Origin of the sequence: Streptomyces sp. NPDC101490 (assembly GCF_044767145.1) — a bacterium.
GTDB lineage: Bacteria > Actinomycetota > Actinomycetes > Streptomycetales > Streptomycetaceae > Streptomyces.
Genome location: NZ_JBIWNI010000020.1, coordinates 84,457 through 107,947, shown reverse-complemented (window position 1 = coordinate 107,947; position 23,491 = coordinate 84,457). Strand labels below are relative to the sequence as shown.

Below are 23,491 nucleotides of genomic sequence, written 5' to 3'. Positions count from 1 at the left end.
CGAGGACCCGGACCGCCCACCGCCCCGGCCGGACGGCCGCCGTGTCCCTGCCCATGTGACCCCTCCCCGAGAAGATCCGCGTACGGGCGTACGACGCGCCCCGAGGCGGAACGGTTGCCTCCGGGGCTTCCGGGGGGGGCCGACCGTGGACGGCACCACCACCGTCCCCCGGGTCACCGGTCCGCAGACGTCCGCCGCTCCCCGGTCACACCCGCTCCGGCTCGCCCTCGTCCACGGTCTCCTCGCCGACGAAGGTGCTCCACAGGGCCGCGTACCGGCCGCCGAGCGCCAGGAGTTCCCGGTGGGTGCCGTCCTCCACGATCCGGCCGCCGTCCATGACGACGACCCGGTCGGCGCGGGCCGCCGTGGTCAGCCGGTGGGCCACGACCAGCGTGGTCCGGCGGCCCACGAGCCGCTCGGTGGCCTGGTTGACCTGCGCCTCGGTGGCCAGGTCCAGGGCCGCCGTGGCCTCGTCGAGGAGCAGCACGTCCGGGTCGACCAGCTCGGCGCGGGCCAGGGCGACGAGCTGGCGCTGCCCGGCGGACAGGTCGCGGCCCCGTTCGGCGACCTCGTGCAGATAGCCGCCGTCGAGGGTGGCGATCATGTCGTGGGCGCCGACCGCGCGGGCCGCCGCCTCCACCTCCGCGTCGCTCGCCCCGGGACGCCCGTACGCGATGGCGTCACGGATCGTCCCCGCGAAGAGGTACGCCTCCTGCGGGACGACGCCGAGCCGGTGCCGGTACGCCGTGAGGTCCAGGTCCCGCAGGTCGGTGCCGTCGGCGGTGACCCGGCCGCCCGTCGGGTCGTAGAACCGGGCGACCAGCTTGACCAGGGTGGACTTGCCCGCCCCCGTCTCGCCGACGAACGCGACGGTCTGGCCTGCCGGTATCCGCAGGTCTATGCCGGACAGCGCGGTCTCGTCCTTCGGGGCGCCGTCCTCGCCCCCGTACGCGAAGGAGACGTCCTCGAAGGCGATCTCGCCGCGCAGCGACGGCACGTCGAGCGGGGCGGCGGGGGCGGCGGTGGACGTCGGCTCCCGGAGGATCTCCTGCATCCGCTTCAGGGAGACGGCGGCCTGCTGGTAGCCGTCGAAGACCTGGGAGAGCTGCTGCACGGGGGCGAAGAACAGGTCGATGTAGAGGAGGTAGGCGACGAGCGCGCCGGTGGTGAGCGTGCCCCCCTCGATCCGGTTCGCGCCGACGATCATGACGGCGGCCGCCGCCGCCGAGGACAGCAGGGTCACGAACGGGAAGTAGACCGATATCAGCCACTGGCCCCGGACGCGGGCCTCGCGGTACGCGTCGCTGCGCTCGGTGAACCGGGCCGCGCCGGACCGCTCGCGGCGGAACGCCTGCACGATCCGGAGCCCCGAGACCGACTCCTGGAGGTCGGCGTTGACCACGCTGATCCGGTCGCGCGCCAGCTCGTACGCCCGCACGCTGGACCGGCGGAAGTAGTACGTGGCGACGGCGAGGACCGGGAGGGTGGCGAAGACCACCAGGGCGAGCTGGAGGTCGAGGACGAGCAGCGCCACCATGATCCCGAAGAAGGTGACCACCGAGACGAAGGCGGTGACCAGGCCCGTCTGCAGGAACGAGGACATGGCGTCCACGTCGGTGGTCATCCGGGTCATGATCCGGCCGGTCAGCTCGCGCTCGTAGTAGTCGAGGCCGAGCCGCTGGAGCTGGGCGAAGATCTTCAGCCGCAGCGCGTAGAGGACCCGCTCGCCGGTGCGGCCGGTCATCCGGGTCTCGTAGGTCTGCGCGACCCACTGCACGAGGACCATCACCAGGGCCAGCGCCGAGGCCGCCCAGACGGCGCCGATCGCGAGCCGGTTCACCCCCTCGTCGATGCCGTGCCGGATCAGGACCGGCAGCATCAGGCCCGCGCCCGCGTCCATGGCGACCAGGCCCAGGCTGATGAGGAGCGGCACCCCGAAACCGCGCAGCAGCCTGCGGAGCCCGTAGGACTCCTCGGGCGAGACGGCCCGGGTCTCGTCGACGTCCGGCGTGTCGTCGGCGGGCGGCAGGGCCGCGACGGCGGCGAGCAGTTCGGGGGTGGCTCCGGGCACCGTGCTCTCCCGGCCGTCCCGGCCGCGCTCCTCCCGTGTCCACAGGGCCGGGGTGATGCCGCGCTCCGCGTCGAACTCCGCGTCCAGTTCGGCCCGCAGGGTGTGGTCCTCGGGCGGCACGGCGGCGGTGGGGTGGCCGGGCGAGACCGCGCCCAGTTCCTCGGGGTCGGTGAGGAGGCGGCGGAAGAGCGGGGAGCGGGCCTCCAGCTCGGCGTGGGTGCCGATGTCGGCGAGCCGCCCGTCCTCCAGGACGGCGATGCGGTCGGCGAGGCCGAGGGTGGAGCGGCGGTGGGCGATGAGGAGGGTGGTCCGGCCGGCCATGACCGACCTCAGGGCCTCGTGGATCTCGTGCTCGACCTTGGCGTCGACGGCGGAGGTGGCGTCGTCGAGGAGCAGCAGCCGGGGGTCGGTGAGGATCGCTCGGGCGAGGGCGACCCGCTGGCGCTGGCCGCCGGAGAGGGTGAGGCCGTGCTCGCCGACCCTGGTGTCGTAGCCCTCGGGCAGTTCGTCGATGAACCGGTCGGCGCGGGCGGCGCGGGCGGCGGCCTCGATCTGCTCCAGGGTGGCGTCGGGGCGCCCGTAGGCGATGTTCGCGCGGACGGTGTCGGAGAAGAGGAACGAGTCCTCGGGGACGAGCCCGACGGCGGCGCGCAGCGAGTCGAGGGTGAGTTCGCGGACGTCGTGGCCGCCGACGAGGACGGCGCCGCGCGAGACGTCGTAGAAGCGGGGCAGCAGCAGGGAGACGGTGGACTTGCCGGAGCCGGAGGCGCCGACCAGGGCGACGGTCTCGCCGGGCCGGATCTCCAGGGAGAAGCCGTCGAGGACCGGGGTGCCGTCCCGGTAGGAGAAGCTCACGTCGTCGAACTCGACGCTGGCGGGGGCGTCGGCCGGGAGTTCCTTCGTGCCGTCCTGGACGAGCGGCTCGGTGTCGATGAGGTCGAGGACGCGGTCGACGCCCGCGCGGGCCTGCTGGCCGACGGTGAGGACCATGGCGAGCATCCGGACCGGGCCGACGAGGGACGCCAGGTACGCGGAGAAGGCGACGAAGGTGCCGAGGGTGATCTGGCCCCGGTAGGCGAGCCAGCCGCCGAGCGCGAGGACGGCGACCTGGCCGAGGGAGGGGACGGCCTGGAGCGCCGGGGTGTAGCGGGAGTTCAGCCGGATCGTACGGAGACGGCCCGCGTAGAGCTTCCGCCCGGCCTCGCGGATCTTGCCGGTCTCCTGGTCCTCCTGGCCGAAGCCCTTGACGACCCGGACGCCGGTCACGGCGCCGTCGACGACCCCGGCGACGGTGGCGGCCTGCTGCTGCGCGTACCAGGTGGCGGGATGGAGCCGGGTGCGGCTGCGCCGGGCGATGTACCAGAGGGCGGGCGCCACGGCGAGGGCGACGAGGGTGAGCGGCAGGGACAGCCAGGCCATGACGGCCAGGGATATGAGGAAGAGCAGGACGTTCCCGAGGGTCATCGGGAGCATGAAGAGCAGGCCCTGGATCAGCTGGAGGTCGCTGGTGGCCCGGCCGATGACCTGCCCGGTGGACAGTTCGTCCTGCCGCCGCCCGTCGAGCCGGGTGATCGTCGCGTACATGTCGGTGCGCAGATCGTGCTGGACGTCGAGCGCGAGGCGTCCGCCGTAGTAGCGGCGGACGTAGGTGAGGGCGTAGACGAGGACGGCGGCGCCGATGAGGAGCCCGGTCCAGACGCCGAGGCTCCGGGTCTTCGTCCCGATGACGTCGTCGATGATCACCTTGGTGACGAGCGGCACCATCGCGAGGACGGCCATGCCGAGCAGCGAGGAGCCGAGTGCGAGCAGTGTGTTGGTCCGGTACCGCCACGCGTATCCGGCGAGCCTGCGCGCCCAGCCCCGCGTCCGTACCCCTTGTTCTTCCCCTTGCTCTTCCCTGACCGCCGCCACGAAGGTCCTCCCGTCCGTCCCGCTGTATCGCCTGCGCCAACACCCCCGACGTGCGATTTCATCCCGCTGTAACAATTCGGCGGAACGTTTCGGGCGCACTCGGGGCGCGCCGGGGGCGCTGCGGGCGCGCCCCGGGGACGCTCCCGGCGCGTTCGTGGGACCCCTGGGCCGAACGGGGAACGGTGTGGCGAGTGTCCGCCAGGTGTGCGGGTTAGGCGTTCTCGCGGGTAGGAAGGGTGGTGACGGAGAGTGACGTGACGGAGGGAGTGCTGTGGGGCGGATCGAGGACGGGAAGCCCTACCGGTGGGGGCAGGTGTACGCGGCGCTGCTCGCCGTGAAGGGGCTGGCGGAGAGCGGCCGGGTCGAGCCGGTGCCGGAGCGGCGGCTGAGGGCCGCGGCGGGCAGGCCGCTGGGCGAGTTCGAGGCGCTGCTCCCGCACCTCGGGCTCCAGATCCTGGCCGCCCGGCAGAAGGGCGGGGCGGTCGCCGGGGCCACGGCGACGGCCGCCGGGGACGTGGCCCGGTTCATGCCGCCGGAGCGGATGTCCTGGAGCGGCCTCGGCCCCTCCGAGACCGCCGGCTTCCAGCAGGGGTACGAGGAGCGGATCGCCGCCTACCGGAGGGAGTGGGAGGCGCTGGTGCGGTGAGGGGCCCCTTGCCCGGCCCGGGGCGGGCAAGGGGCCGCCCGCCGGAGGGCCGGAGCGGCCCGGGGACCGGAGTGTGCCGGGGGCCGGAGCATGCCGGGGGCCGGAGCATGCCCAGCGGTCCGGGCCCCGGCCCCCTCGCGTCCCCTCCGGCGGGCGGGCGGCCTTCCGGGTCAGAGGTGGGTCGGGGCGGACCTCCGGGTCAGAGGTGGGTCGGGGCGAACATCCTGAGGAGGGCCGGGAGGACGACGACCGAGGGGCCCGGGGTGGCGAGGGACTTGGTGAGGTCCTCCGTCAGGGTCTCCGGGCTCGTCAGGGTGGCGGGGACCCCGAAGGACTCCGCCAGGGCGACGAAGTCCGGGCGGGCCAGCTCGGTCCCGGTGGCCTCGCCGAACGCGTCGGTCATGTACTCGCGCAGGATGCCGTAGCCGCCGTCGTCGACGATCAGCCAGGTCACGTCCAGGCCGTACTGCCGTGCCGTCGCCAGCTCCGCGATCGAGTACATCGCGCCGCCGTCGCCGGAGACCGCGAGGACCGGGCGGCTCGGGTCCGCGGCGGCGGCGCCGAGGGCGGCGGGGAAGCCGTAGCCGAGGCCGCCCGCGCCCTGGGCCGAGTGCATGGTGTTCGGGTGCCGGGCGTCGAAGGCCGACCAGGCCCAGTAGGCCAGGATCGTCATGTCCCAGAAGCTCGGGGAGCGGTCCGGGAGCGCCTCCCGGACGGCCGCGACGAGCCGCTGCTCCAGGCCGAGGTCCTGGCCCTCGATCCGCTCCCGGACCTTGGTGAGGACGGCCGCGACCCGCTCGGGGGCCGTGGGGTCCCGTCGCTCGGGGACGGTCTCCAGGAGGGCCTGGAGGGCGAGGCGGGCGTCGGCGTGGATGCCGAGCGCCGGGTGGTTGGACTCCAGCTTCCCGGCGTCGGCCTCGATCTGGATCACCCGGCCGCGCGGGGCGAAGGTGTGGTAGTTCGAGGACAGCTCGCCGAGACCGGAGCCGATGACGAGGAGGACGTCGGCGTCCTCCAGGAAGTCGGTGGTGTGCCGGTCCTCCAGCCAGGACCGGAGCGAGAGGGGGTGCTCCCAGGGGAAGGCGCCCTTGCCGCCGAAGGTGGTGACGACGGGGATGTCCAGGCGCTCCGCGAGCGCGAGGAGCTTGCCGGAGGCGTCCGAGCGGACCACGCCGCCGCCCGCGATGATCGCGGGGCGCTCGGCGCCCGCGAGGAGGTGTGCGGCGAGCGCCGTCAGCTCGGGGCGCGGGACGACGTCCTCGGGGGTGGCGTCCATGGCCGTGACGACCGGCAGGGTGGTCTCCGCGAGGAGCACGTCCTGCGGGATCTCGACCCAGACCGGCCCGTGCGGGGCGGTGAGCGCCGATTCCCAGGCCGCCGCGAGGGCGGAGGGGATCTGGGACTGCGTACGGACGGTGTGGACGGACTTGACGACGTCCCGGAAGGAGGCCCGCTGGTCGCGCAGCTCGTGCAGATAGCCGTGGCGTCCGCCGCCGAGCCCGGCGGCGGGGACCTGGCTGCCGATGGCGAGGACCGGCGCGGAGGCGGCGGCGGCCTCCTGGAGCGCGGCGAGCGACATCAGGGCGCCGGGGCCGGTGGAGAGCAGCAGCGGGGCGGCCTCGCCGGTGATCCGGCCGTAGGCGTCGGCGGCGAAGCCCGCGTTGTTCTCGACGCGGAGGCCGACGTACCGGAGGGCGGAGCGGCGGAGCGCGTCGAACATGCCGAGCGCGTGCTGCCCGGGGAGGCCGAAGACGGTGGTGGCGCCGAGGCCGGTGAGGGTCTCGACGACGAGGTCGCCGCCGGTGCGCCCGGCGGGCGGGTTCAGGGCGGCGGCGGTCTGCGCGGCGGTGGGGCGCAGGACGAGGTCGTGATCGTGGGTCATGGGTCCCTCGGGGCGTGGGGTGGGTCTGTCGGTTGCGGCCCGGCGGCCGGGTCGTGCCCCCACTGTCCCGCCCGGGGGACGGGTGGGCGCGGCCCGGGGGCGGCGCGGGGCCGGGCCGTGGTGGGCCCGGCCCCGCCGCCGCCTACCGGGCGTCGCGCGCCGCGGCGATCTGCCGGGACATGATCGTCGTCAGTTCGTACGCGGTGTGCGAGGCGGCGACGGCGGTGATCTCGGCGTGGTCGTAGGCGGGGGCGACCTCGACGACGTCGGCGGAGACCAGGTTGCAGGAGGAGAGGCCGCGGAGGATCTCCAGGAGTTCGCGGGAGGTCATGCCGCCGGCCTCGGGGGTGCCGGTACCGGGCGCGTGGGCCGGGTCGAGGCAGTCGATGTCGATGGAGATGTACAGCGGGCGGTCGCCGATGCGCTGGCGGAGCTGGTCGGCGACCTCGTCGGCGCCCCGGCGGTAGATGTCGGCGGAGGTGACGATGCCGAAGCCCATCTTCTCGTCGTCGGTGAGGTCCCGCTTGCCGTAGAGGGGGCCGCGGGTGCCGACGTGGGAGAGGGCCTCGGTGTCGAGGATGCCCTCCTCGACGGCCCGGCGGAACGGGGTGCCGTGGGTGTACTCGGCGCCGAAGTAGGTGTCCCAGGTGTCGAGGTGGGCGTCGAAGTGGAGCAGGGCGACGGGGCCGTGCTTCTTGGCGACGGAGCGGAGCAGCGGCAGGGCGATGGTGTGGTCGCCGCCGAGGGTCATCAGGCGGGCGCCGGTGGCGAGCAGGTCGTCTGCGGCGGCCTCGACGGTCTCGACGGCCTCGTTGATGTTGAACGGGTTGGCGGCGATGTCGCCGGCGTCCGCGACCTGGGCGAGGGCGAACGGGGAGGCGTCCTGCGCGGGGTTGTACGGGCGGAGCAGACGGGAGGCCTCGCGGATGGCGTTGCCGCCGAAGCGGGCGCCGGGGCGGTAGGAGACGCCGCTGTCGAAGGGGACGCCGACCACGGCGATGTCGGCGGTGCCGACCTCGTCGAGCCGCGGCAGCCGGGCGAACGTCGCGGGACCGGCGTACCGCGGGACGCGGGACGAGTCGATCGGGCCGCGCGGGGTGTTCTGGTCGCTCATGGCCGGGGTCCTCCTGGGTGGGGTGGGTGAGGGGTGTCCGGACGGGTCTCGTCCGGTGCTTCGGGTGGTTCAGCCGGTGGTCACCGGGGTGGCGGGGGCTTCGGACGGGGAGTCGTCGGGCGTCTCCCGGCCCGCGAGGCGGGCGCGCCAGTGGGCGAGCACGGCGGCGTCCGTCCGAGGCGTCGCCAGGGAAACGATCACATAGGCGACAAGCGATGCCAACAAACCACAGTAAACAGGCTCATTCGCCAGGATTCCGAAAGTCCACATCAGGCCGATGACGGAGAGGCCGCCGACGGTGACGGCGGCGAGCGCGCCCTGCGCGGTGCCTCGGCGCCACAGCAGCCCGCCGAGGATGGGCACGAGCAGCCCGCCGACCAGCAGGTTGTAGGCGACGGTGAGGGCCTGGACGACGTCGTTGAGCGCGATGGCGATGCCGATGACGGCGACGCCCATGATCAGGATGAAGAGGCGGTTGCCCCGGACCTCGTCGTGGTCGTCACCGCCGCCCGTGCCGGTGGTGCCCCGCAGCCGCGACCAGATGTCGTTGTTGGCGACGGTGGCGCAGGCGATCAGCGCGCCCGAGGAGGTGGACATCACGGCGGCGAGGGCGGCGGCCAGGACCAGGCCCCGGACGCCCATCGGCAGTTCGTCCGTGACGATGGTGGCGAAGGCGTCGTCGGCGCTCGGCAGGTTCGGGTACATCACCTTGGCGGCGGTGCCGATGACGGCTCCGGCGAGGGCGTAGGCCAGACAGTAGGTGCCCGCGACGGTGCCGCCCCACTTGGCGACCTTGTCGGTGCGCGCGGTGAAGACCCGCTGCCAGATGTCCTGGCCGATGAGCATCCCGAAGGTGTAGATCAGCACATAGGTGAAGATCGTCTCGCCGCCGATGCCGAAGGGCTCGAAGTACGCGGTGGGCAGCGCCGCCTTCATCTCGGCGAAGCCGCCGGCCTTGACCACGGCGATCGGCAGCAGCAGGAGCAGCACGCCGATGGTCTTCACCACGAACTGCACCATGTCGGTGATGGTGATCGACCACATGCCGCCGAGGGTCGAGTAGGCGACGACGATCGCGCCGCCGAGGACGATCGCGACCCACCGGGGCAGGTCGAACAGGACGTCGAAGATCGTGGCGTACGCGATGGTCGAGGTGACCGCGAGCATCAGGGTGTAGGCCCACATGACGATGCCGGAGATCATGCCCGCCCGGCCGCCGTAGCGCAGGTCCAGCATCTCGGAGACGGTGTAGACCTTCAGCCGGGCGATGCGGGCGGAGAAGAAGACGCTGAGGGCGAGCAGTCCGAGGCCGATGGCGAAGACCATCCAGGCGCCGGAGAGCCCGTACTTGTAGCCGAGGCCCACGCCGCCGATGGTGGACGCGCCGCCGAGGACGATGGCGGCCATCGTCCCGGAGTACATCCAGGGCCCGAGGCGGCGGCCGGCGACCAGGAACTCGCTCTTGGACTTGGCGCGGCGCATGCCCCACCAGCCCATCGCGAGCATGCCGGCCAAATACAGGACGATCACTGTGTAGTCGACGGCCATGGGGCCCTCCTTCGCGCACCTCGGTGGCGTGTCGTGCGGGGGAAATCCCGAAGGGCGGGGCCCGGCGGGAAGGACCCAGAGACGGATCGCGGGGACATCCGCCCGTACCCGCGGCCTCTGGATGCCATGACAGTAGGTGGCCGGAAAGCGACGCAGAAGTGTACGTTTCCTCCACTGTCCGCGCGGGTGATGTACGAAGGATCCATGCCGATGACCTCTCCGGAGCCCTCCGCGCCGCCCGGTTCCGTTCCGCCCGCCCCACCCGGCGCGCCTTCCCCGGCTCCCGCCTCTTCCCGCCCCGCCTCTTCCGGCCCCGCGCCTTCCGCACCGCCCGGCCCCGTGCCGCCCGCCCCGCCCGTCTCGCTCGCCGCGCTGCTCGCCCGCCGGGACCTGGGGCTGCGGCTGCTCGCGGGGCCCGGGGACGTCCCCCTGCACTGGGTGCACACCTCGGAGATGGCCGACCCGTACCCGTACCTCCTCGGCGGTGAGCTGCTGATGACGGCGGGCGTGCAGCTCAGCGATCCGGCCCGGTACGTGGAGCGGGTGGCGGCGGCGGGGGCGGCGGCGCTCGCCTTCGGCGTCACCCCGGTGTACGACACCGTCCCGGACGGGCTGGCCGAGGCCTGCGAACGGCACCGGCTGCCGCTGGTCGAGGTGCCGCCGAGGACCCCGTTCACGGCGGTGGCGCGGGCGGTGTGGCGGCTGATGGCCGAGGCCCGGCTGCACGAACTGCGCCGGGTCACGGAGGCCCAGCAGTCCCTGGCGGCGGCGGCCGCCCGCCCGGCGCCGGTGCCCGCCGTCCTCTTCGCGCTGGCCTCGCGCCTCGCCGGGCGGGCGGTGCTCTTCGCGGCGGACGGCACCGAGTCGGCGGCGGCGGGCCGGGACGTACCGGAGGCGGCGGCGCGGGCACTGCGCGAACTGGCCGGGGTACTGGGCCCCAGGCCCGGCGGCCCCGCGTCGGCGAGCGGCGAGGGCGGCGGACTGCGGCTCGCCGCGTACGCGCTGGGCGGCGGCGACGGGCTGACCCTCGGAGTGGCGACCGAGCGGCGCGTCCCCGGGGACCGCACGGTGGCGGGCGTGGCGGTCGTCCTGCTGTCCCTGCTGACGGCCCCGCACCGGGGCGCGGACGTGACGGTACGGGACGGGGCCCTGGTCCGGCTGCTCCTCGGCGCACCCCCGGCGGAGGTGGCCGACGCGCTGGGCCCCGGCCCGTGGACGGTGGTCCACGCCTCGGGCGGCGACGGCACCCCCTTCGCGACGGCGAGCCTGGCGGCGTCCCTGGGAACCCCCCTGGTGGACGCGGGGATTCCTGCGGGGGCGGGCCCTGGCTCGCGTACGGACGCGGGGCCGGGCCCTCGCACGGACGCGGCCACGGCGGCCGACCCGCGCACGGGACAGGGACGGGAACGGCAGCAGGGGCAGGGTGGTGGGCCGGGCCCGGATGGCGGACCGGCCCCCGTCACCGGTCCGACATCCGGTCCCGCATCCGGTCCGCCATCCGGTCCGGCCTCCCGACCGGCGCCCGATCCCGCACCCGACCCGGCCCCCGTGCGTCTCCTCCTGCCCGCCTCCTCCCCCGCGACGGCCCAGCCCGGCTGGACCCTCGGGGTCTCCGCCCCGGCCGGGGCGGCGGAGCTGGCCGCCGCCGACGCGCAGGCCTCCCGGGCGCTCCGCCGGGCGAAGGCGACCCGGGCGGCGCTCGTCCGGCACCGTCCGGGCGGCCTGGCCGCGCTCGTGGACCGCGACGAAGCCGCCGCCCACGCCCACGCCCTCCTCGCCCCGCTGGGCGAACCGCTCCGGGAGACCCTGCGCGTCTGGCTCTCGCTGCACGGCAGCTGGGACCGGACGGCGGTGGCCCTCGGCGTCCACCGCAACACCGTCCGCCAGCGGATCACCCGCTGCGCGGCGCTCCTCGGCCTGGACCCGGACGACCCGGACGTCCGGATGGAGCTGTGGTTCGCGCTGGGCGTCCGGTGACCCCCGGCGGGCCCGTCACCAGAGCTTGGCCACGGCCGTGCGGGTGGTGTCGCGGAAGGCGGTCAGCGGGGCGTCCGGCAGGTCGCCGAGCTGGCCCCACTGGACGTAGGTGACGGTCCGGCCGTCGCGGCCCACCGAGAAGAGGTGGATGTCGGTGCTGCCGACCTGCCGGTCGACGGTGTCCAGGCTGTAGACGTACGCGCCCTCCTCGACCGCGACCGTGCCGTGGGCGCGGCTGACCGCCTCCACGCCCGGCTCCTGCTGCTGGATGCGCTTCCCGCAGCCCGCGAGCGCGGTGCGCACGGCGCCGACGAGCCGGACGGCCTCCGCCTCGGTCGGGGCGACCGTGGTGACCTGGAGGCCGCCGGTGTCGAGTTCCGTACGGAACTCCCGGTGGCGGGTGCCCGCCACCGGGAGGACGCCGGGCGCGCAGAGCACGCCGTACTCCGGCAGCCCCCGGACGACCTGGCCCGCCGTCCAGGGCGTGAGCGACGGCGGCATCTGGGCGGCCGACAGGAACGCGGGCTGCGCGGCCACGGCGGTACGGGCGGGCGCCGCCGGGGCGGCGGTGGACGGGACGGCGGCCAGGGCCGTGAGGCCGAGGGCCGCGGTGGTGACGGCGAGCGCGGCCCGGAGCCGGGCGGCGGCGCGGGGCTGTGCGGTGGTGCGGGACTGCGTTGTGGTGCGGAACGGAGCCATGGCCGGCTATCCCCCGTGGTTCGGTGGTCGTGTGGTTCGTTCGGACTCCCTCAGCCTCCGGGCCGCCCCGGGGCCGGGACAACGGCCCCGGGCGCCCTTCCCGTCCCGGAACCATCCCACCCCCGTTGACGTGGGAGGACGTGGGTGGGACGGGACGTCACGGGGAACGGGGAGGGGATCGCGCTCATGGCGGAGGCGGGGGACACGGCGGCCGGGGAGTTCGCGGCGCGGGTGCGGGCGGTGAAGGAGCGCGGCGGGCGCAGTTACGAGGCGCTGGGACGGCGTCTGAACGTCGCCGCGTCCACCCTGCACCGGTACTGCACCGGCGCGACCGTGCCGGAGGACTTCGCGGTCGTCGACCGGCTGGCCCGGCTGTGCGGGGCCGACGCGGAGGAGCTCCGCGCCCTGGAGGAGTCCTGGCGCCGGGCGGACGCGTCCCGCCGCCACCGGACGACGGCCCCGCGCGCGCCCGCCCGGACCGCCCGCCCCACCCGGCCCCCGACGACGGACACCCGGCCCCCGGCCGCCCCCGCCCCGGCCACCCCTGCCCCGGCGGTGACCGCTCCGGCGGGGCCGCCGTCTCCGGCCCGCCCTCCGTCTCCGATCCGCCCGGCGTCTCCGGCCCTCCCGGCCCCGCCCGCACGGACGTCTCCGGCCCTCCCCGCCCCACCCGACCCGGTACCGGCGGCGGCTGTTCCGGCACCGGCCGGTGCGGACCGTCCGGCGGCGGGCTTCCCCACACCGGCCTCCCCCACACCGGCCTCCCCCGCACCTGCGGCCCCGTCCGACCGCACGGCCCCCGGTCCGGAAGACCGGCCCACCGCCGGACCGGTCCCGGCGGACCCCCACGACGGCGGGACCGGACCCGCGCCCGGCGGACGTGCCCGTGGCGGGGCCCGGGGCACGCGGGCCCGTGCGGGCCTGGTCCTCGGAGCCGCCCTCGGGGCCGTGACCGTCGCGCTCGGAGCCGTACTCCTGCTGGAGGATCCCGGGCCCGGTGGCCGGGGCGCCGCCACCACGGCCCCCGTCATCGCCACCGCCCCCGCCGAAAAGCCCACCGAAGGTCCCGCCGAGCGCCCCGCCGAGGCCCCCGCGCCGTTCACCTGGGCCGTCGCCTCGCACGTCTGGCAGGACGGCTGCGGGCACACCTACCTCGTCGACCGCGCCCCCTCCGCCGTCGCCGCACCGCCGCCGCCGGACCGGGCGCGCGCCTGGGCGGGGGCGCACCGGGCCGTGCACGGCGGCGAGACCCTGGTCCGGATCTCGCTCCAGGGACGGTCCTCGACCGCCGTCGTCGTCCAGGCGCTGCACGTGCGGGTCACCGGCCGGGCCGCGCCCCTCCCCTGGACGGCGTACCGGATGGACAACGGCTGCGGGGGCGCCCTCACCCCCCGCTCCTTCGCCGTGGACCTCGACCGGCCGCGCCCGCTCGCGAAGCCGGTCGCGGGGTACGACGGCACGGGCGAGGGGCGCGAGATCCCCGCCATCGCCTTCCCCTACACCGTGACCGCCGCCGAGCCGGAGGAACTCCTCGTCTCCGCCCGCACGAAGGGCTGCGACTGCCGCTGGTACCTCCTCCTGGAGTGGAGCTCCGGCGGGCGCACGGGCACCCTGAGGATCACGGACGAGGGCGGGCGCCCGTTCCGTACGAGTGGAACGGTGGGACGGCCGGTGTTCGGGTACGACCCCTTCGAGAGGCGCTGGATCACAGACGGGGACTCTGGACAGAGCGGGTGACCGCTGGGTAACTTCGGAGACGACAGGCTGAGCAAGCGCTTAGACAAGTGCTGGGGCCGGACAGGACCGGAGACGAAGGAGGACGGCTCGTGCGCCGTACCGTATTCAACGAGGACCACGAGGCGTTCCGGGAGACCATCCGGGCCTTCATCGAGGCCGAGGTCGTCCCCGTCTACGACGAGTGGTTCGCCGCGGGCCAGGCCCCGCGCGACTTCTACTACAAGCTCGGCGAGCTGGGCATCTTCGGCATCAACGTGCCCGAGGAGTTCGGCGGCGCGGGTCTCGACACCCACAAGTTCGAGGCCGTCCTGTACGAGGAGACCTCCCGCGCGGGCGTCCAGTTCGGCGGCTCCGGCGTCCACGTGCTGCTCGCCCTGCCCTACATCAAGATGCTCGCCACCGGCGACCAGAAGAAGCGCTACCTGCCGAAGTTCGTCTCCGGCGAGGAGATGTGGGCCCTCGCCATGACCGAGCCGGGCACCGGCTCCGACGTCGCGGGCATGAAGACCACCGCCAAGCTCTCCGAGGACGGCACGCACTACGTCCTCAACGGCTCCAAGACCTTCATCACCGGCGGCGTCCACGCCGACCGCGTCATCGTCTGCGCCCGCACCTCCGCCCCCAGCGCCGAGGACCGCCGCTTCGGCATCTCCCTCTTCGCCGTGGACACCACGTCCGAGGGCTACTCGATCGGCCGCAAGCTCGACAAGCTGGGCCTGCGCACCTCCGACACGGCCGAGCTGGCCTTCGTCGACGTGAAGGTGCCCGTCGAGGACCTCCTCGGCGAGGAGGGCAAGGGCTTCTCCTACCTCGGCCACAACCTGGCCTCCGAGCGCTGGGGCATCGCCTTCGGCGCCTACGCCCAGGCCAAGGCCGCCATCCGCTTCGCCCAGCAGTACGTGCAGGAGCGCACCGTCTTCGGCAAGACCGTCGCCTCCTTCCAGAACACCAAGTTCGAGCTGGCCGCCTGCCAGGCCGAGACCGACGCCGCCGAGGCCGTCGCCGACCGCGCCCTGGAGGCCCTCGACGCGGGCGAGCTGACCCCGGCCGAGGCCGCCAGCGCCAAGCTCTTCTGCACCGAGGTCGCCCACCGCGTCATCGACCGCTGCCTCCAGCTGCACGGCGGCTACGGCTACATGAACGAGTACCCGATCGCCCGCCTGTACGCGGACAACCGCGTCAACCGCATCTACGGCGGCACCAGCGAGATCATGAAGTCGATCATCGCCAAGTCGATGGGTCTGTAAGTGCCCGACGAGCGCGGTCCCCTGGACGCCCTGCTCGATCTGCTCGACCTGGAGCCGATCGAGCGGGACATCTTCCGCGGGGAGTCCAGGTCCGCGCTCGTCCCCCGCGTCTTCGGCGGCCAGGTGGCCGCCCAGGCGCTGGTGGCGGCGGGCCGGACCGTGCCCGAGGGCCGGCACGCCCACTCGCTGCACGCGTACTTCCTGCGCCCCGGCGACCCCGGCGTGCCGATCGTCTACACCGTCGACCGCATCCGCGACGGCCGCTCCTTCACCACCCGCCGGGTCGTCGCCGTCCAGCACGGCCGACCGGTCTTCCACCTGTCGGCCTCCTTCCAGACGTACGAGGAAGGTCTCGAACACCAGGCGGACATGCCCGCCGCGCCGGACCCGGAGTCGCTGCCGACGGCCGCCGAGACCCTCCCCCTGCACCTGCCCGCCGAGATCGCGGACCGGCTCGTGGAGGCCCGCGCCGCGGTCGACCTGCGCTATGCCGACACCCCGCCCTGGGGATCGGTCGGCGAGCCGCGCGAGCCGCGCTCCCAGGTCTGGTTCCGTGCCGACGGCAAACTGGCCGACGACCCGCTGCTGCACGTCTGCCTGGCGACCTACGTCTCCGACATGACGCTCCTCGACTCCGTCCTGCTCGCCCACGGGCGCGGCGGCTGGGCCGTCGGGGACGTCGTCGGCGCCTCCCTCGACCACGCGATGTGGTTCCACCGGCCGTTCCGCGCCGACGAATGGCTCCTCTACGACCAGGAGTCGCCGTCCGCGTCCGGCGGGCGGGGCCTCGGCCAGGCCAGGATCTGGACCCGGGACGGGAAGCTGGCGATCTCGGTCGTCCAGGAGGGTGTCGTTCGCGTGCCGCGCGACTGACCGGACATAACGTCCCGTCCATGGCGGACAACGGCGAGAGCACCTTCACCGTGGTCGTGGCGGCGGCGGCCAACCTCGGCATCGCCGTCGCCAAGGCCTTCGCGGGTGTGATCAGCGGATCGAGCGCGATGCTGTCGGAGGCCGCCCACTCGGTCGCCGACACCGTCACCGAGGTCATGCTGCTCACCGCGCTGAAGCGGAGCGAGAAGCCCGCCGACGAGGACCACCCGCTCGGGTACGCGGGCGAGCGGTACGTGTGGGCGATGCTCGCGGCCGTCGCCACCTTCGTCGGCGGCGCGGTCTTCTCCGTCTACGACGGGATCCACACCCTCACCCACGGCGAGGAGCCGGGCGACCCGCTCGTCTCGTACGTGGTCCTCGGCCTCGCCTTCCTCCTGGAGGGCTACTCGCTGCGGACCGGCGTCCGCCAGGTGCGGGCGGAGGCGGCCCGGCACCGGACCCCCTTCGCCCGCTATCTGCGGTTCATGCCCGACACCACCGTCAAGGCGGTGGTCATGGAGGACTCCGCCGCCCTCGCCGGACTGATGCTCGCGGCGGGCGGCCTGCTCGGCGGACAGCTCACCGGCTCCGGCGTCTGGGACGGCGTCGCCTCGGTCCTCATCGGCCTGCTGCTGGTGTACGTGGCCTGGGTGCTGGGCCGGTCCAACGCCGAGCTGCTCATCGGCCGCCCGCTGCCCCGCGCGGTGCGCGGACAGATCCGCGAGGAACTGCTCTCCGTCCCGCACGTGGTGGACGTGCTCGAACTGACCACCCTCGTCCAGGGGCCCGGGGAGGCCCTGGTCGCGGCGAAGGTCGACTTCCGGGACGTCTCCTCGGCGGCCCAGGTCGAATGGGCCTGCGAGGACGCGGAACAGCAGCTCAGGGAACGCTTCCCGGAGATCCGCCGGGTGTACCTGGACCCGACGCCGGGACTGGGACAGCGGAGGGACACCGCCGGTCCGGCGTGAGGGCGGGACCGGTCCGAGGGGAGAGCGCCCGCCATCCGAAGGGAGGCCCGTCATCCGCGGAGGAGGCCCGCCATCCGAAGGGGGAGGCCCGTCAGAGCAGACCAGCCGCGTCCAGCGTGTACGCCGTCATCGGCTCGTAGAAGCGCGGGTCGATGACGTGGTCGTCGAGCGGGATCGTGACCTGCATGGTGCCTTCGGCCTCGCCGATGAAGAGTGCGGGGTCGTTGCAGTCCGCGTAGCCGACAGAGTCGATGCCGCGCTGGCCCGCGCGCCCGGCCCAGCCGTGGTCGGCGACCACCAGGTCGGGGCGGCCCTCGTCACCGAGCGCGTCGAGGATCGCGTTCATCGGCTCCGGGGAGTGGGTGTGCCAGAGGGTGGCGCCGCGCTCGAACACGGCGACGTCCGCGAACTGCACGACGTACCCCTCGTCGGCGACGAGCCCGCCGGGGATGCGGACGATGTCGCAGCCCCGGGCGCGCAGGGCGGCGGCGATCCGGCTGTGCACGTCGATGAGGGCGCCGGGGTGACCGGTCGCGAAGAGGACGCGTTCCCGTCCGGCGGCGGCCTTGTGGAGCCGGGCGGCCATGCGGTCGAGGCCGTCGACGGTCAGCTGCGGGTCGATGGTGTCCTGCCCGGCGCGGTGGGCCGGGTCGTCGACGACGCCGCACCGCTCGGCCATCACGGCGAGCACGTCCTGCTCGTCGGTCCACCGGTCACCGAGCTCCAGCCCCAGCCAGTAGTGCCGGTCGCCGTTGGCGAGCTTGCGGTAGTGGGAGAGGTTGTTGTCGCGCGGAGTGGCGACGTCTCCCGCGATCCGGGTACGGACGAGGTGCTCGACGAGGGCGTCACGGCTGAGTATCGGCATGCCCCTCATTCTGCGCGAAGGACCGGGGTGACGTCGCGGGTGTTCGGAGTGCGGTCGGCCACGGCCGCCCCGACGAGCGGGGGCCGGGCACCGGGCCCTTCAGGGTTCCACCACGGACCGGCCGGGCCGAGGACCGCACCGGGCCTCCGGGGCGGGCCGCCCTCCAGGCACGAGCGGCCCGGGGGCTATCCTGCGGCTCGCCGCGCCCCGTCCCCGGCCGCGCGGACCGGGCCCTTCGGCGCGGTGGTTCCGACGACGGCTGGTCAGCATGAAGAAGATCGCGATCACCCTCGGCGGCCTGCTCACAGCGGGTTTCGCCGTGGCACTCACCTTCGGCTGGGGGCCTTTCGCCCCCGGAACCATCACGGCGAGCGGACTCGCGGGGGCCTGGAAAGGACCCGACGGAGAGTCTCTGGTTTTCCGCAAGGACGGGACCTTCTGTGCCGAGGACTTCCCGATCGAGAGGTTCCCGGAGCAACGGGTCGACACCTGCGGCGAGTGGAACTTCAGCGATGACCGAGGGCGCGACCAGGGCATCGATCTGGACTTCGACGAACCGTCGTACGCGATGACCGGGATGCTGCGGGTCTCGGGGCCGGAAGCCCGGGGCGGGCTCTATGTCCTCTGGGACATAGACGACGAGTCCGACCGGCTGGAGCTGCAGCGGAAGTCCTGACGGACACAACGGCGGGGGGGGGGGGGGGGGGGGGGGGGGGGGGGCCCCCCCCGCCGCCGGCCCCCCCCCCCCCCCCCCCCCCCCCCCCCCCCCCGCCGTTCGCGTACGCCCGCCTACCCCAGCGCCCCGAACGCCCCGTCCGCCAGGTTCCTGAGGAGGGTCTCCAGGGGGCCGCGGTCCATCGTGGAGAGGTGGGGGGTGGAGTTCAGGAGGCCGAAGACGGCGTGGACCGCCGTGCGGGCCTCGCTCTCCGGGGCCGCCGGGTAGAGCTCGCGGACCGCCGTCACCCAGACCTCCACGTACTGCCGCTGGAGCTGGCGGACCCGTTTGCGGTCCTCGTCCTTGAGGCGGTCCAGTTCGCGGTCGTGGAGGGTGATCAGCGGGCGGTCGTCGAGGGCGAAGTCGATGTGGCCGTCGATGAGGGAGCCGAGGAGCGCCCGGGGGTCGCCGGGGTGTTCCGCCGCGCGCAGCCGACCGCCGGACAGCAGGCGGTCGCTGATGCCGACGAGGAGTTCCGCGAGCATCGCGTCCTTGCCCGCGAAGTGGCGGTAGAGCCCGGGGCCGCTGATGCCGACCGCCGCGCCGATCTCGTCGACGCCCACCCCATGGAAGCCGCGCTCGGCGAAGAGCCGGGCGGCCTCCTTGAGGATCTGTTCGCGGCGGGTCGGCGCGTCGACGCGGGTGGAGCCAGTGGTCATGCTTTCGATTGTAGACATCTCCGTTAGCGGTCGTTAACCTGAACTCCGTACGTTAACGCTCATTAACCGAGCAAGGGAGCTCGTGGGATGCAGCAGGCACCTGTGCTGTCGAGTGCGGCGGATCCCGCCTCGCCGGCCTGGCGGGCGAACGAGGCGGCGCACCACGAGCTGGCCGCGACGCTGCGCGCCAAGCTCGCCGCCGCCGCGCTGGGCGGCGGCGAGAAGTCGCGGGCCCGGCACACCGCGCGCGGGAAACTGCTGCCGCGCGACCGGGTGGACACCCTCCTCGACCCGGGTTCGCCGTTCCTGGAGCTGGCCCCGCTCGCGGCGAACGGGATGTACGGCGACCAGGCACCGGCCGCCGGGGTCATCGCGGGCATCGGCCGGGTCTCCGGCCGCGAGTGCGTGATCGTCGCCAACGACGCAACCGTCAAGGGCGGCACGTACTACCCGATGACGGTGAAGAAGCACCTGCGGGCCCAGGAGGTGGCCCTGGAGAACCGTCTCCCCTGTCTCTACCTGGTCGACTCGGGCGGCGCGTTCCTGCCGATGCAGGACGAGGTGTTCCCGGACCGGGACCACTTCGGCCGGATCTTCTACAACCAGGCCCGGATGTCCGGCGCGGGCATCCCGCAGATCGCGGCGGTCCTCGGCTCCTGCACCGCCGGTGGCGCCTACGTGCCCGCGATGAGCGACGAGGCGGTGATCGTGCGGAACCAGGGCACGATCTTCCTCGGCGGGCCGCCGCTGGTGAAGGCCGCGACGGGTGAGGTCGTCACGGCGGAGGAGCTGGGCGGCGGCGAGGTCCACTCGCGGATCTCCGGCGTCACCGACCACCTCGCCGAGGACGACGCGCACGCCCTGCGGATCGTCCGGAACATCGTCGCCACCCTCCCCGCGCGCGGCCCGCTGCCCTGGTCGGTGGAGCCCGCCGAGGAGCCGAAGGTGGACCCGGCGGGGCTGTACGGGGCGGTGCCGGTGGACTCCCGCACCCCGTACGACGTGCGCGAGGTGATCGCGCGGGTGGTGGACGCCTCCCGTTTCCAGGAGTTCAAGGCCGAGTACGGGCAGACGCTGGTGACCGGCTTCGCCCGGATCCACGGGCACCCGGTCGGGATCGTCGCCAACAACGGCATCCTGTTCGCCGAGTCCGCCCAGAAGGGCGCCCACTTCATCGAGCTGTGCGACCAGCGGGGCATCCCGCTGGTCTTCCTGCAGAACATCACCGGCTTCATGGTCGGCAAGGCGTACGAGCACGGCGGCATCGCCAAGCACGGCGCCAAGATGGTGACGGCCGTGGCCACCACCCGGGTGCCGAAGCTGACGGTCGTCGTCGGCGGTTCGTACGGCGCGGGCAACTACTCGATGTGCGGCCGGGCGTACTCCCCCCGCTTCCTGTGGATGTGGCCCAACGCCAAGATCTCGGTGATGGGCGGCGAGCAGGCCGCGTCCGTGCTCGCCACCGTCAAGCGCGACCAGCTCGGCGACGCGTGGAGCGCCGAGGAGGAAGCGGCCTTCAAGTCCCCGATCCGCGAGCAGTACGAGACCCAGGGCAGCGCCTACTACGCGACCGCCCGGCTCTGGGACGACGGGGTCATCGACCCGGCGGAGACCCGGCAGGTCCTCGGGCTCGCCCTGACCGCCTGCGCCAACGCGCCCCTGGGAGAACCCCAGTTCGGCGTCTTCCGGATGTGAGGGGCCCCCAGGAGATGAACAGCATGTTCGACACCGTCCTCGTGGCCAACCGGGGCGAGATCGCCGTCCGGGTCATCCGCACCCTGCGGGCCATGGGCGTGCGCTCGGTGGCCGTCTTCAGCGACGCCGACGCCGACGCCCGGCACGTACGGGAGGCGGACACGGCGGTACGGATCGGCCCGCCGCCCGCGGCCGAGTCCTATCTGTCCGTGCCCGCGCTGCTCGACGCCGCCGCCCGCACCGGGGCCCGGGCCGTCCACCCCGGCTACGGCTTCCTCGCCGAGAACGCGGGCTTCGCGCGGGCCTGCGCGGACGCGGGCCTGGTCTTCATCGGCCCGCCCGCCGAGGCCATCGCCCTGATGGGCGACAAGATCCGTGCGAAGGAGACCGTGAAGGCGGCGGGCGTGCCCGTCGTGCCCGGCGCCGCCGATCCGGAACTGGCCGAGGCCGCCCGCGCGCTGGGCGCGCCGGTGCTGCTGAAGCCGAGCGCGGGCGGCGGCGGCAAGGGGATGCGGCTGGTCCGTGACCTGTCGGTCCTGGAGGAGGAGATCGCGGCGGCCCGCCGGGAGGCCCGCGCCTCCTTCGGCGACGACACGCTGCTCGTGGAGCGGTGGATCGACCGGCCCCGGCACATCGAGATCCAGGTCCTCGCGGACACCCACGGGAACGTACTGCACCTCGGTGAGCGCGAGTGCTCGCTCCAGCGGCGCCACCAGAAGGTGATCGAGGAGGCGCCGAGCGTCCTGCTCACCCCGGAGCTGCGGGCGGCGATGGGCGCGGCGGCGGTCGAGGCGGCGCGGTCCTGCGGCTATGTGGGCGCGGGCACGGTCGAGTTCATCGTGCCGGGCGGTGACCCGTCCGCGTACTGCTTCATGGAGATGAACACCCGGCTCCAGGTCGAGCATCCGGTGACGGAGCTGGTGACCGGTCTGGACCTGGTGGAGTGGCAGCTGCGGGTGGCGGCGGGCGAGCCGCTGCCGCTGGCGCAGGACGAGGTCCGGCTCGACGGCTGGGCGATCGAGGCCCGGATCTGCGCGGAGGACCCGGCGCGCGGTTTCCTCCCCTCGGGCGGCACGGTCCTGGCGCTGCGCGAGCCGGCGGGCGACGGGGTGCGGACGGACTCGGGCCTGTCGGCGGGCACGGAGGTGTCGTCGCTGTACGACCCGATGCTGTCGAAGGTGATCGTGCACGCCCCGGACCGTCCGACGGCGCTGCGGCGGCTGCGCGCGGCCCTGGCGGACACGGTGACGCTGGGCGTCCCGACGAACGCGGGCTTCCTGCGCAGGCTGCTGGCCCACGAGGACGTGGTGGCGGGCGCGCTGGACACGGGTCTGGTGGAGCGGGACGCGGCGGCTCTGGTGCCGGAGTCCGTTCCGGCGGAGGTGTACGCGGCGGCGGCGGCCGTCCGGCTGGCGGGGCTGGCCCCGGTGGCGCGGGACGGCTGGACGGATCCGTTCGGCGTGCCGTCGGGCTGGCGGCTCGGCGGGACCCCGGCGCCGCTGTCCTTCCCGGTACGGGTGGCGGGCCGGGAGCCGGTGACGGTCGCGGCGCCGACGGGCGGCCGGGTGACGGACGACTCCGTGACGGTGACCGTGGACGGGGTGGCGCACCGCTTCCACCGGGCGGGGAACTGGCTGGGCCGGGACGGTGACTCCTGGCACGTCCTGGACCACGATCCGGTGGCGGCGGCCCTGTCGGGCGCCCGGCAGGGCGGCGCGGACACGCTGGCCGCGCCGATGCCCGGCACGGTGACGGTGGTGAAGGTGTCGGTCGGTGACGAGGTGGAGGCCGGGCAGAGCCTGCTGGTGGTGGAGGCGATGAAGATGGAGCACGTGATCTCCGCCCCGCACGCCGGGACGGTCACCGAGCTGGACGTCGCCCCGGGCACGACCGTCGCCATGGACCAGGTCCTGGCCGTGGTGGCGCCCCGTGAGGGGGAGGAGGCGTGAGCGCGGGACTGCCCATGACCGTGCGGGACCCGGGGCTTCCGGCGCGGGTCCGCATCCACGAGGTCGGCGCCCGGGACGGGCTGCAGAACGAGAAGGCGGCCGTCCCGACGGAGGTGAAGGCGGAGTTCGTGCGGCGGCTCGCCGCCGCCGGTCTGGACACCGTCGAGGCGACCAGTTTCGTGCACCCCAAGTGGGTGCCCCAACTGGCCGACGCGGAGGAGCTGTTCCCGCTCGTCCGCGATCTGCCCGTACGGCTCCCGGTGCTGGTGCCGAACGAGCGGGGGCTGGACCGGGCCCTGGCCCTCGGCGCCCGCGAGGTCGCCGTCTTCGCCTCCGCCACGGAGTCCTTCGCGAAGGCCAATCTGAACCGGACCGTCGACGAGTCCCTCGCGCTCTTCGCGCCGACGGTCACCCGGGCCGTGGAGGCGGGGCTGCGGGTCAGGGGCTATCTGTCGATGTGCTTCGGCGACCCCTGGGAGGGTGCCGTGCCCATCGAGCGGGTCGTCCGGGTGGCCCGCGCCCTGGCGGAGATGGGCTGCGACGAGTTGAGCCTCGGGGACACCATCGGGGTCGGCACACCGGGCCATGTCACGGCGCTGCTCTCGGAGTTGAACGAGGCCGGGGTGCCCACCTCCCGGCTCGCCGTGCACTTCCACGACACCTACGGACAGGCCCTGTCCAACACCCTGGCCGCCCTGCGTCACGGGGTGACCACGGTCGACGCCAGTGCGGGCGGCCTCGGCGGCTGCCCGTACGCGAAGAGCGCGACCGGCAATCTCGCCACCGAGGATCTCGTGTGGATGCTCGACGGCCTCGGCATCGAGACCGGGGTCGATCTGGCCGCCCTCACCGCCACGAGCGGGTGGATGGCCGGACACCTGGGCCGACCCAGCCCTTCCCGTACCGTCCGCGCCCTCTCCCACCAGGAGTGACCT

17 protein-coding genes are annotated in these 23,491 nt (G+C 74.2%); 10 read left to right on the top strand and 7 right to left on the bottom strand.

The features are described 5' to 3' along the window. Window positions 1-205: 205 nt before the first annotated feature. On the bottom strand, window positions 206-3,982 hold the full coding sequence (locus tag ACIRQY_RS28200; RefSeq protein WP_403930505.1) for an ABC transporter ATP-binding protein: 3,777 nt from the start codon (window positions 3,980-3,982) through the stop codon (window positions 206-208). Between the two features lie 271 nt (window positions 3,983-4,253). Here ACIRQY_RS28200 and ACIRQY_RS28195 point away from each other — a divergent pair, with 271 nt between their 5' ends. Then, window positions 4,254-4,628: a hypothetical protein gene (locus ACIRQY_RS28195; RefSeq protein ID WP_403930503.1), complete on the top strand. Its 375-nt coding sequence runs from the start codon at window positions 4,254-4,256 to the stop codon at window positions 4,626-4,628. Between the two features lie 199 nt (window positions 4,629-4,827). On the opposite strand, the gene ACIRQY_RS28190 is transcribed toward ACIRQY_RS28195, so the two are convergent. The 3 genes from ACIRQY_RS28190 to ACIRQY_RS28180 form a co-directional block, all read right to left on the bottom strand. Further along, window positions 4,828-6,510 (bottom strand): thiamine pyrophosphate-binding protein, encoded by a 1,683-nt coding sequence (locus ACIRQY_RS28190; RefSeq protein ID WP_403930502.1) that lies wholly within the window; start codon window positions 6,508-6,510, stop codon window positions 4,828-4,830. Between the two features lie 142 nt (window positions 6,511-6,652). Continuing rightward, the gene (speB, locus tag ACIRQY_RS28185; RefSeq protein ID WP_351782455.1) at window positions 6,653-7,624 is read right to left on the bottom strand and encodes an agmatinase; all 972 of its coding nucleotides are present in this window, start codon (window positions 7,622-7,624) and stop codon (window positions 6,653-6,655) included. 69 nt (window positions 7,625-7,693) lie between these two features. After that, window positions 7,694-9,172: a sodium:solute symporter gene (locus tag ACIRQY_RS28180; protein WP_403930500.1), complete on the bottom strand. Its 1,479-nt coding sequence runs from the start codon at window positions 9,170-9,172 to the stop codon at window positions 7,694-7,696. A 204-nt stretch (window positions 9,173-9,376) separates the two neighbouring features. Between ACIRQY_RS28180 and ACIRQY_RS28175 the strand changes: the two genes are divergently transcribed. Beyond that, window positions 9,377-11,149 (top strand): PucR family transcriptional regulator ligand-binding domain-containing protein, encoded by a 1,773-nt coding sequence (locus ACIRQY_RS28175; protein ID WP_403930498.1) that lies wholly within the window; start codon window positions 9,377-9,379, stop codon window positions 11,147-11,149. Between the two features lie 15 nt (window positions 11,150-11,164). Here the strand turns inward: ACIRQY_RS28175 and ACIRQY_RS28170 are convergent, their stop codons facing one another. Then, a complete protein-coding gene (locus ACIRQY_RS28170; RefSeq protein ID WP_403930497.1) occupies window positions 11,165-11,848 on the bottom strand; it encodes a hypothetical protein in 684 nt (227 codons plus the stop codon). A 144-nt stretch (window positions 11,849-11,992) separates the two neighbouring features. Between ACIRQY_RS28170 and ACIRQY_RS28165 the strand changes: the two genes are divergently transcribed. From ACIRQY_RS28165 to ACIRQY_RS28150, 4 genes are all read left to right on the top strand, one after another. Beyond that, window positions 11,993-13,585 carry a helix-turn-helix domain-containing protein gene (locus tag ACIRQY_RS28165; protein ID WP_403930496.1) on the top strand — a complete coding sequence of 531 codons (1,593 nt, stop codon included), beginning with the start codon at window positions 11,993-11,995 and terminating at the stop codon, window positions 13,583-13,585. A gap of 89 nt (window positions 13,586-13,674) precedes the next feature. Next, window positions 13,675-14,832 carry an acyl-CoA dehydrogenase family protein gene (locus tag ACIRQY_RS28160; protein ID WP_351782470.1) on the top strand — a complete coding sequence of 386 codons (1,158 nt, stop codon included), beginning with the start codon at window positions 13,675-13,677 and terminating at the stop codon, window positions 14,830-14,832. Continuing rightward, the gene (locus ACIRQY_RS28155) at window positions 14,833-15,705 is read left to right on the top strand and encodes an acyl-CoA thioesterase II (protein ID WP_351782473.1); all 873 of its coding nucleotides are present in this window, start codon (window positions 14,833-14,835) and stop codon (window positions 15,703-15,705) included. 20 nt (window positions 15,706-15,725) lie between these two features. Continuing rightward, the gene (locus ACIRQY_RS28150; protein WP_403930495.1) at window positions 15,726-16,673 is read left to right on the top strand and encodes a cation diffusion facilitator family transporter; all 948 of its coding nucleotides are present in this window, start codon (window positions 15,726-15,728) and stop codon (window positions 16,671-16,673) included. Window positions 16,674-16,764: 91 nt separating this feature from the next. Here the strand turns inward: ACIRQY_RS28150 and ACIRQY_RS28145 are convergent, their stop codons facing one another. Continuing rightward, the gene (locus ACIRQY_RS28145; protein ID WP_403930494.1) at window positions 16,765-17,538 is read right to left on the bottom strand and encodes a phosphatase; all 774 of its coding nucleotides are present in this window, start codon (window positions 17,536-17,538) and stop codon (window positions 16,765-16,767) included. A 268-nt stretch (window positions 17,539-17,806) separates the two neighbouring features. Here ACIRQY_RS28145 and ACIRQY_RS28140 point away from each other — a divergent pair, with 268 nt between their 5' ends. After that, entirely contained in the window at window positions 17,807-18,214 is a 408-nt protein-coding gene (locus ACIRQY_RS28140) for a hypothetical protein (protein WP_403930492.1), read from the top strand. A gap of 113 nt (window positions 18,215-18,327) precedes the next feature. On the opposite strand, the gene ACIRQY_RS28135 is transcribed toward ACIRQY_RS28140, so the two are convergent. Beyond that, entirely contained in the window at window positions 18,328-18,912 is a 585-nt protein-coding gene (locus tag ACIRQY_RS28135) for a TetR/AcrR family transcriptional regulator (protein WP_351782485.1), read from the bottom strand. A gap of 87 nt (window positions 18,913-18,999) precedes the next feature. On the opposite strand from ACIRQY_RS28135, the gene ACIRQY_RS28130 reads away from it, so the two are divergent. From ACIRQY_RS28130 to ACIRQY_RS28120, 3 genes are read left to right on the top strand one after another with little or no spacing between them, the layout of a single operon-like run. Then, window positions 19,000-20,607, top strand: a complete 1,608-nt coding sequence (locus ACIRQY_RS28130) for a carboxyl transferase domain-containing protein (protein WP_403930490.1) — start codon at window positions 19,000-19,002, stop codon at window positions 20,605-20,607. A 14-nt stretch (window positions 20,608-20,621) separates the two neighbouring features. Beyond that, window positions 20,622-22,556 (top strand): biotin carboxylase N-terminal domain-containing protein, encoded by a 1,935-nt coding sequence (locus ACIRQY_RS28125; protein WP_403930488.1) that lies wholly within the window; start codon window positions 20,622-20,624, stop codon window positions 22,554-22,556. A gap of 14 nt (window positions 22,557-22,570) precedes the next feature. Next, window positions 22,571-23,488: a hydroxymethylglutaryl-CoA lyase gene (locus ACIRQY_RS28120; RefSeq protein WP_403930557.1), complete on the top strand. Its 918-nt coding sequence runs from the start codon at window positions 22,571-22,573 to the stop codon at window positions 23,486-23,488. Window positions 23,489-23,491 lie beyond the last annotated feature (3 nt).

Excerpts from the sequence above, each read along its gene's own strand:
- ACIRQY_RS28120 (WP_403930557.1), top strand. The coding sequence starts at position 22,571 with ATGACCGTGCGGGACCCGGGGCTTCCGGCGCGGGTCCGCATCCACGAG.
- ACIRQY_RS28190 (WP_403930502.1), bottom strand. The coding sequence starts at position 6,510 with ATGACCCACGATCACGACCTCGTCCTGCGCCCCACCGCCGCGCAGACC.
- ACIRQY_RS28135 (WP_351782485.1), bottom strand. The coding sequence starts at position 18,912 with ATGACCACTGGCTCCACCCGCGTCGACGCGCCGACCCGCCGCGAACAG.
- speB (WP_351782455.1), bottom strand. The coding sequence starts at position 7,624 with ATGAGCGACCAGAACACCCCGCGCGGCCCGATCGACTCGTCCCGCGTC.
- ACIRQY_RS28170 (WP_403930497.1), bottom strand. The coding sequence starts at position 11,848 with ATGGCTCCGTTCCGCACCACAACGCAGTCCCGCACCACCGCACAGCCC.
- ACIRQY_RS28130 (WP_403930490.1), top strand. The coding sequence starts at position 19,000 with ATGCAGCAGGCACCTGTGCTGTCGAGTGCGGCGGATCCCGCCTCGCCG.
- ACIRQY_RS28150 (WP_403930495.1), top strand. The coding sequence starts at position 15,726 with ATGGCGGACAACGGCGAGAGCACCTTCACCGTGGTCGTGGCGGCGGCG.
- ACIRQY_RS28175 (WP_403930498.1), top strand. The coding sequence starts at position 9,377 with ATGCCGATGACCTCTCCGGAGCCCTCCGCGCCGCCCGGTTCCGTTCCG.
- ACIRQY_RS28125 (WP_403930488.1), top strand. The coding sequence starts at position 20,622 with ATGAACAGCATGTTCGACACCGTCCTCGTGGCCAACCGGGGCGAGATC.
- ACIRQY_RS28140 (WP_403930492.1), top strand. The coding sequence starts at position 17,807 with ATGAAGAAGATCGCGATCACCCTCGGCGGCCTGCTCACAGCGGGTTTC.
- ACIRQY_RS28180 (WP_403930500.1), bottom strand. The coding sequence starts at position 9,172 with ATGGCCGTCGACTACACAGTGATCGTCCTGTATTTGGCCGGCATGCTC.
- ACIRQY_RS28145 (WP_403930494.1), bottom strand. The coding sequence starts at position 17,538 with ATGCCGATACTCAGCCGTGACGCCCTCGTCGAGCACCTCGTCCGTACC.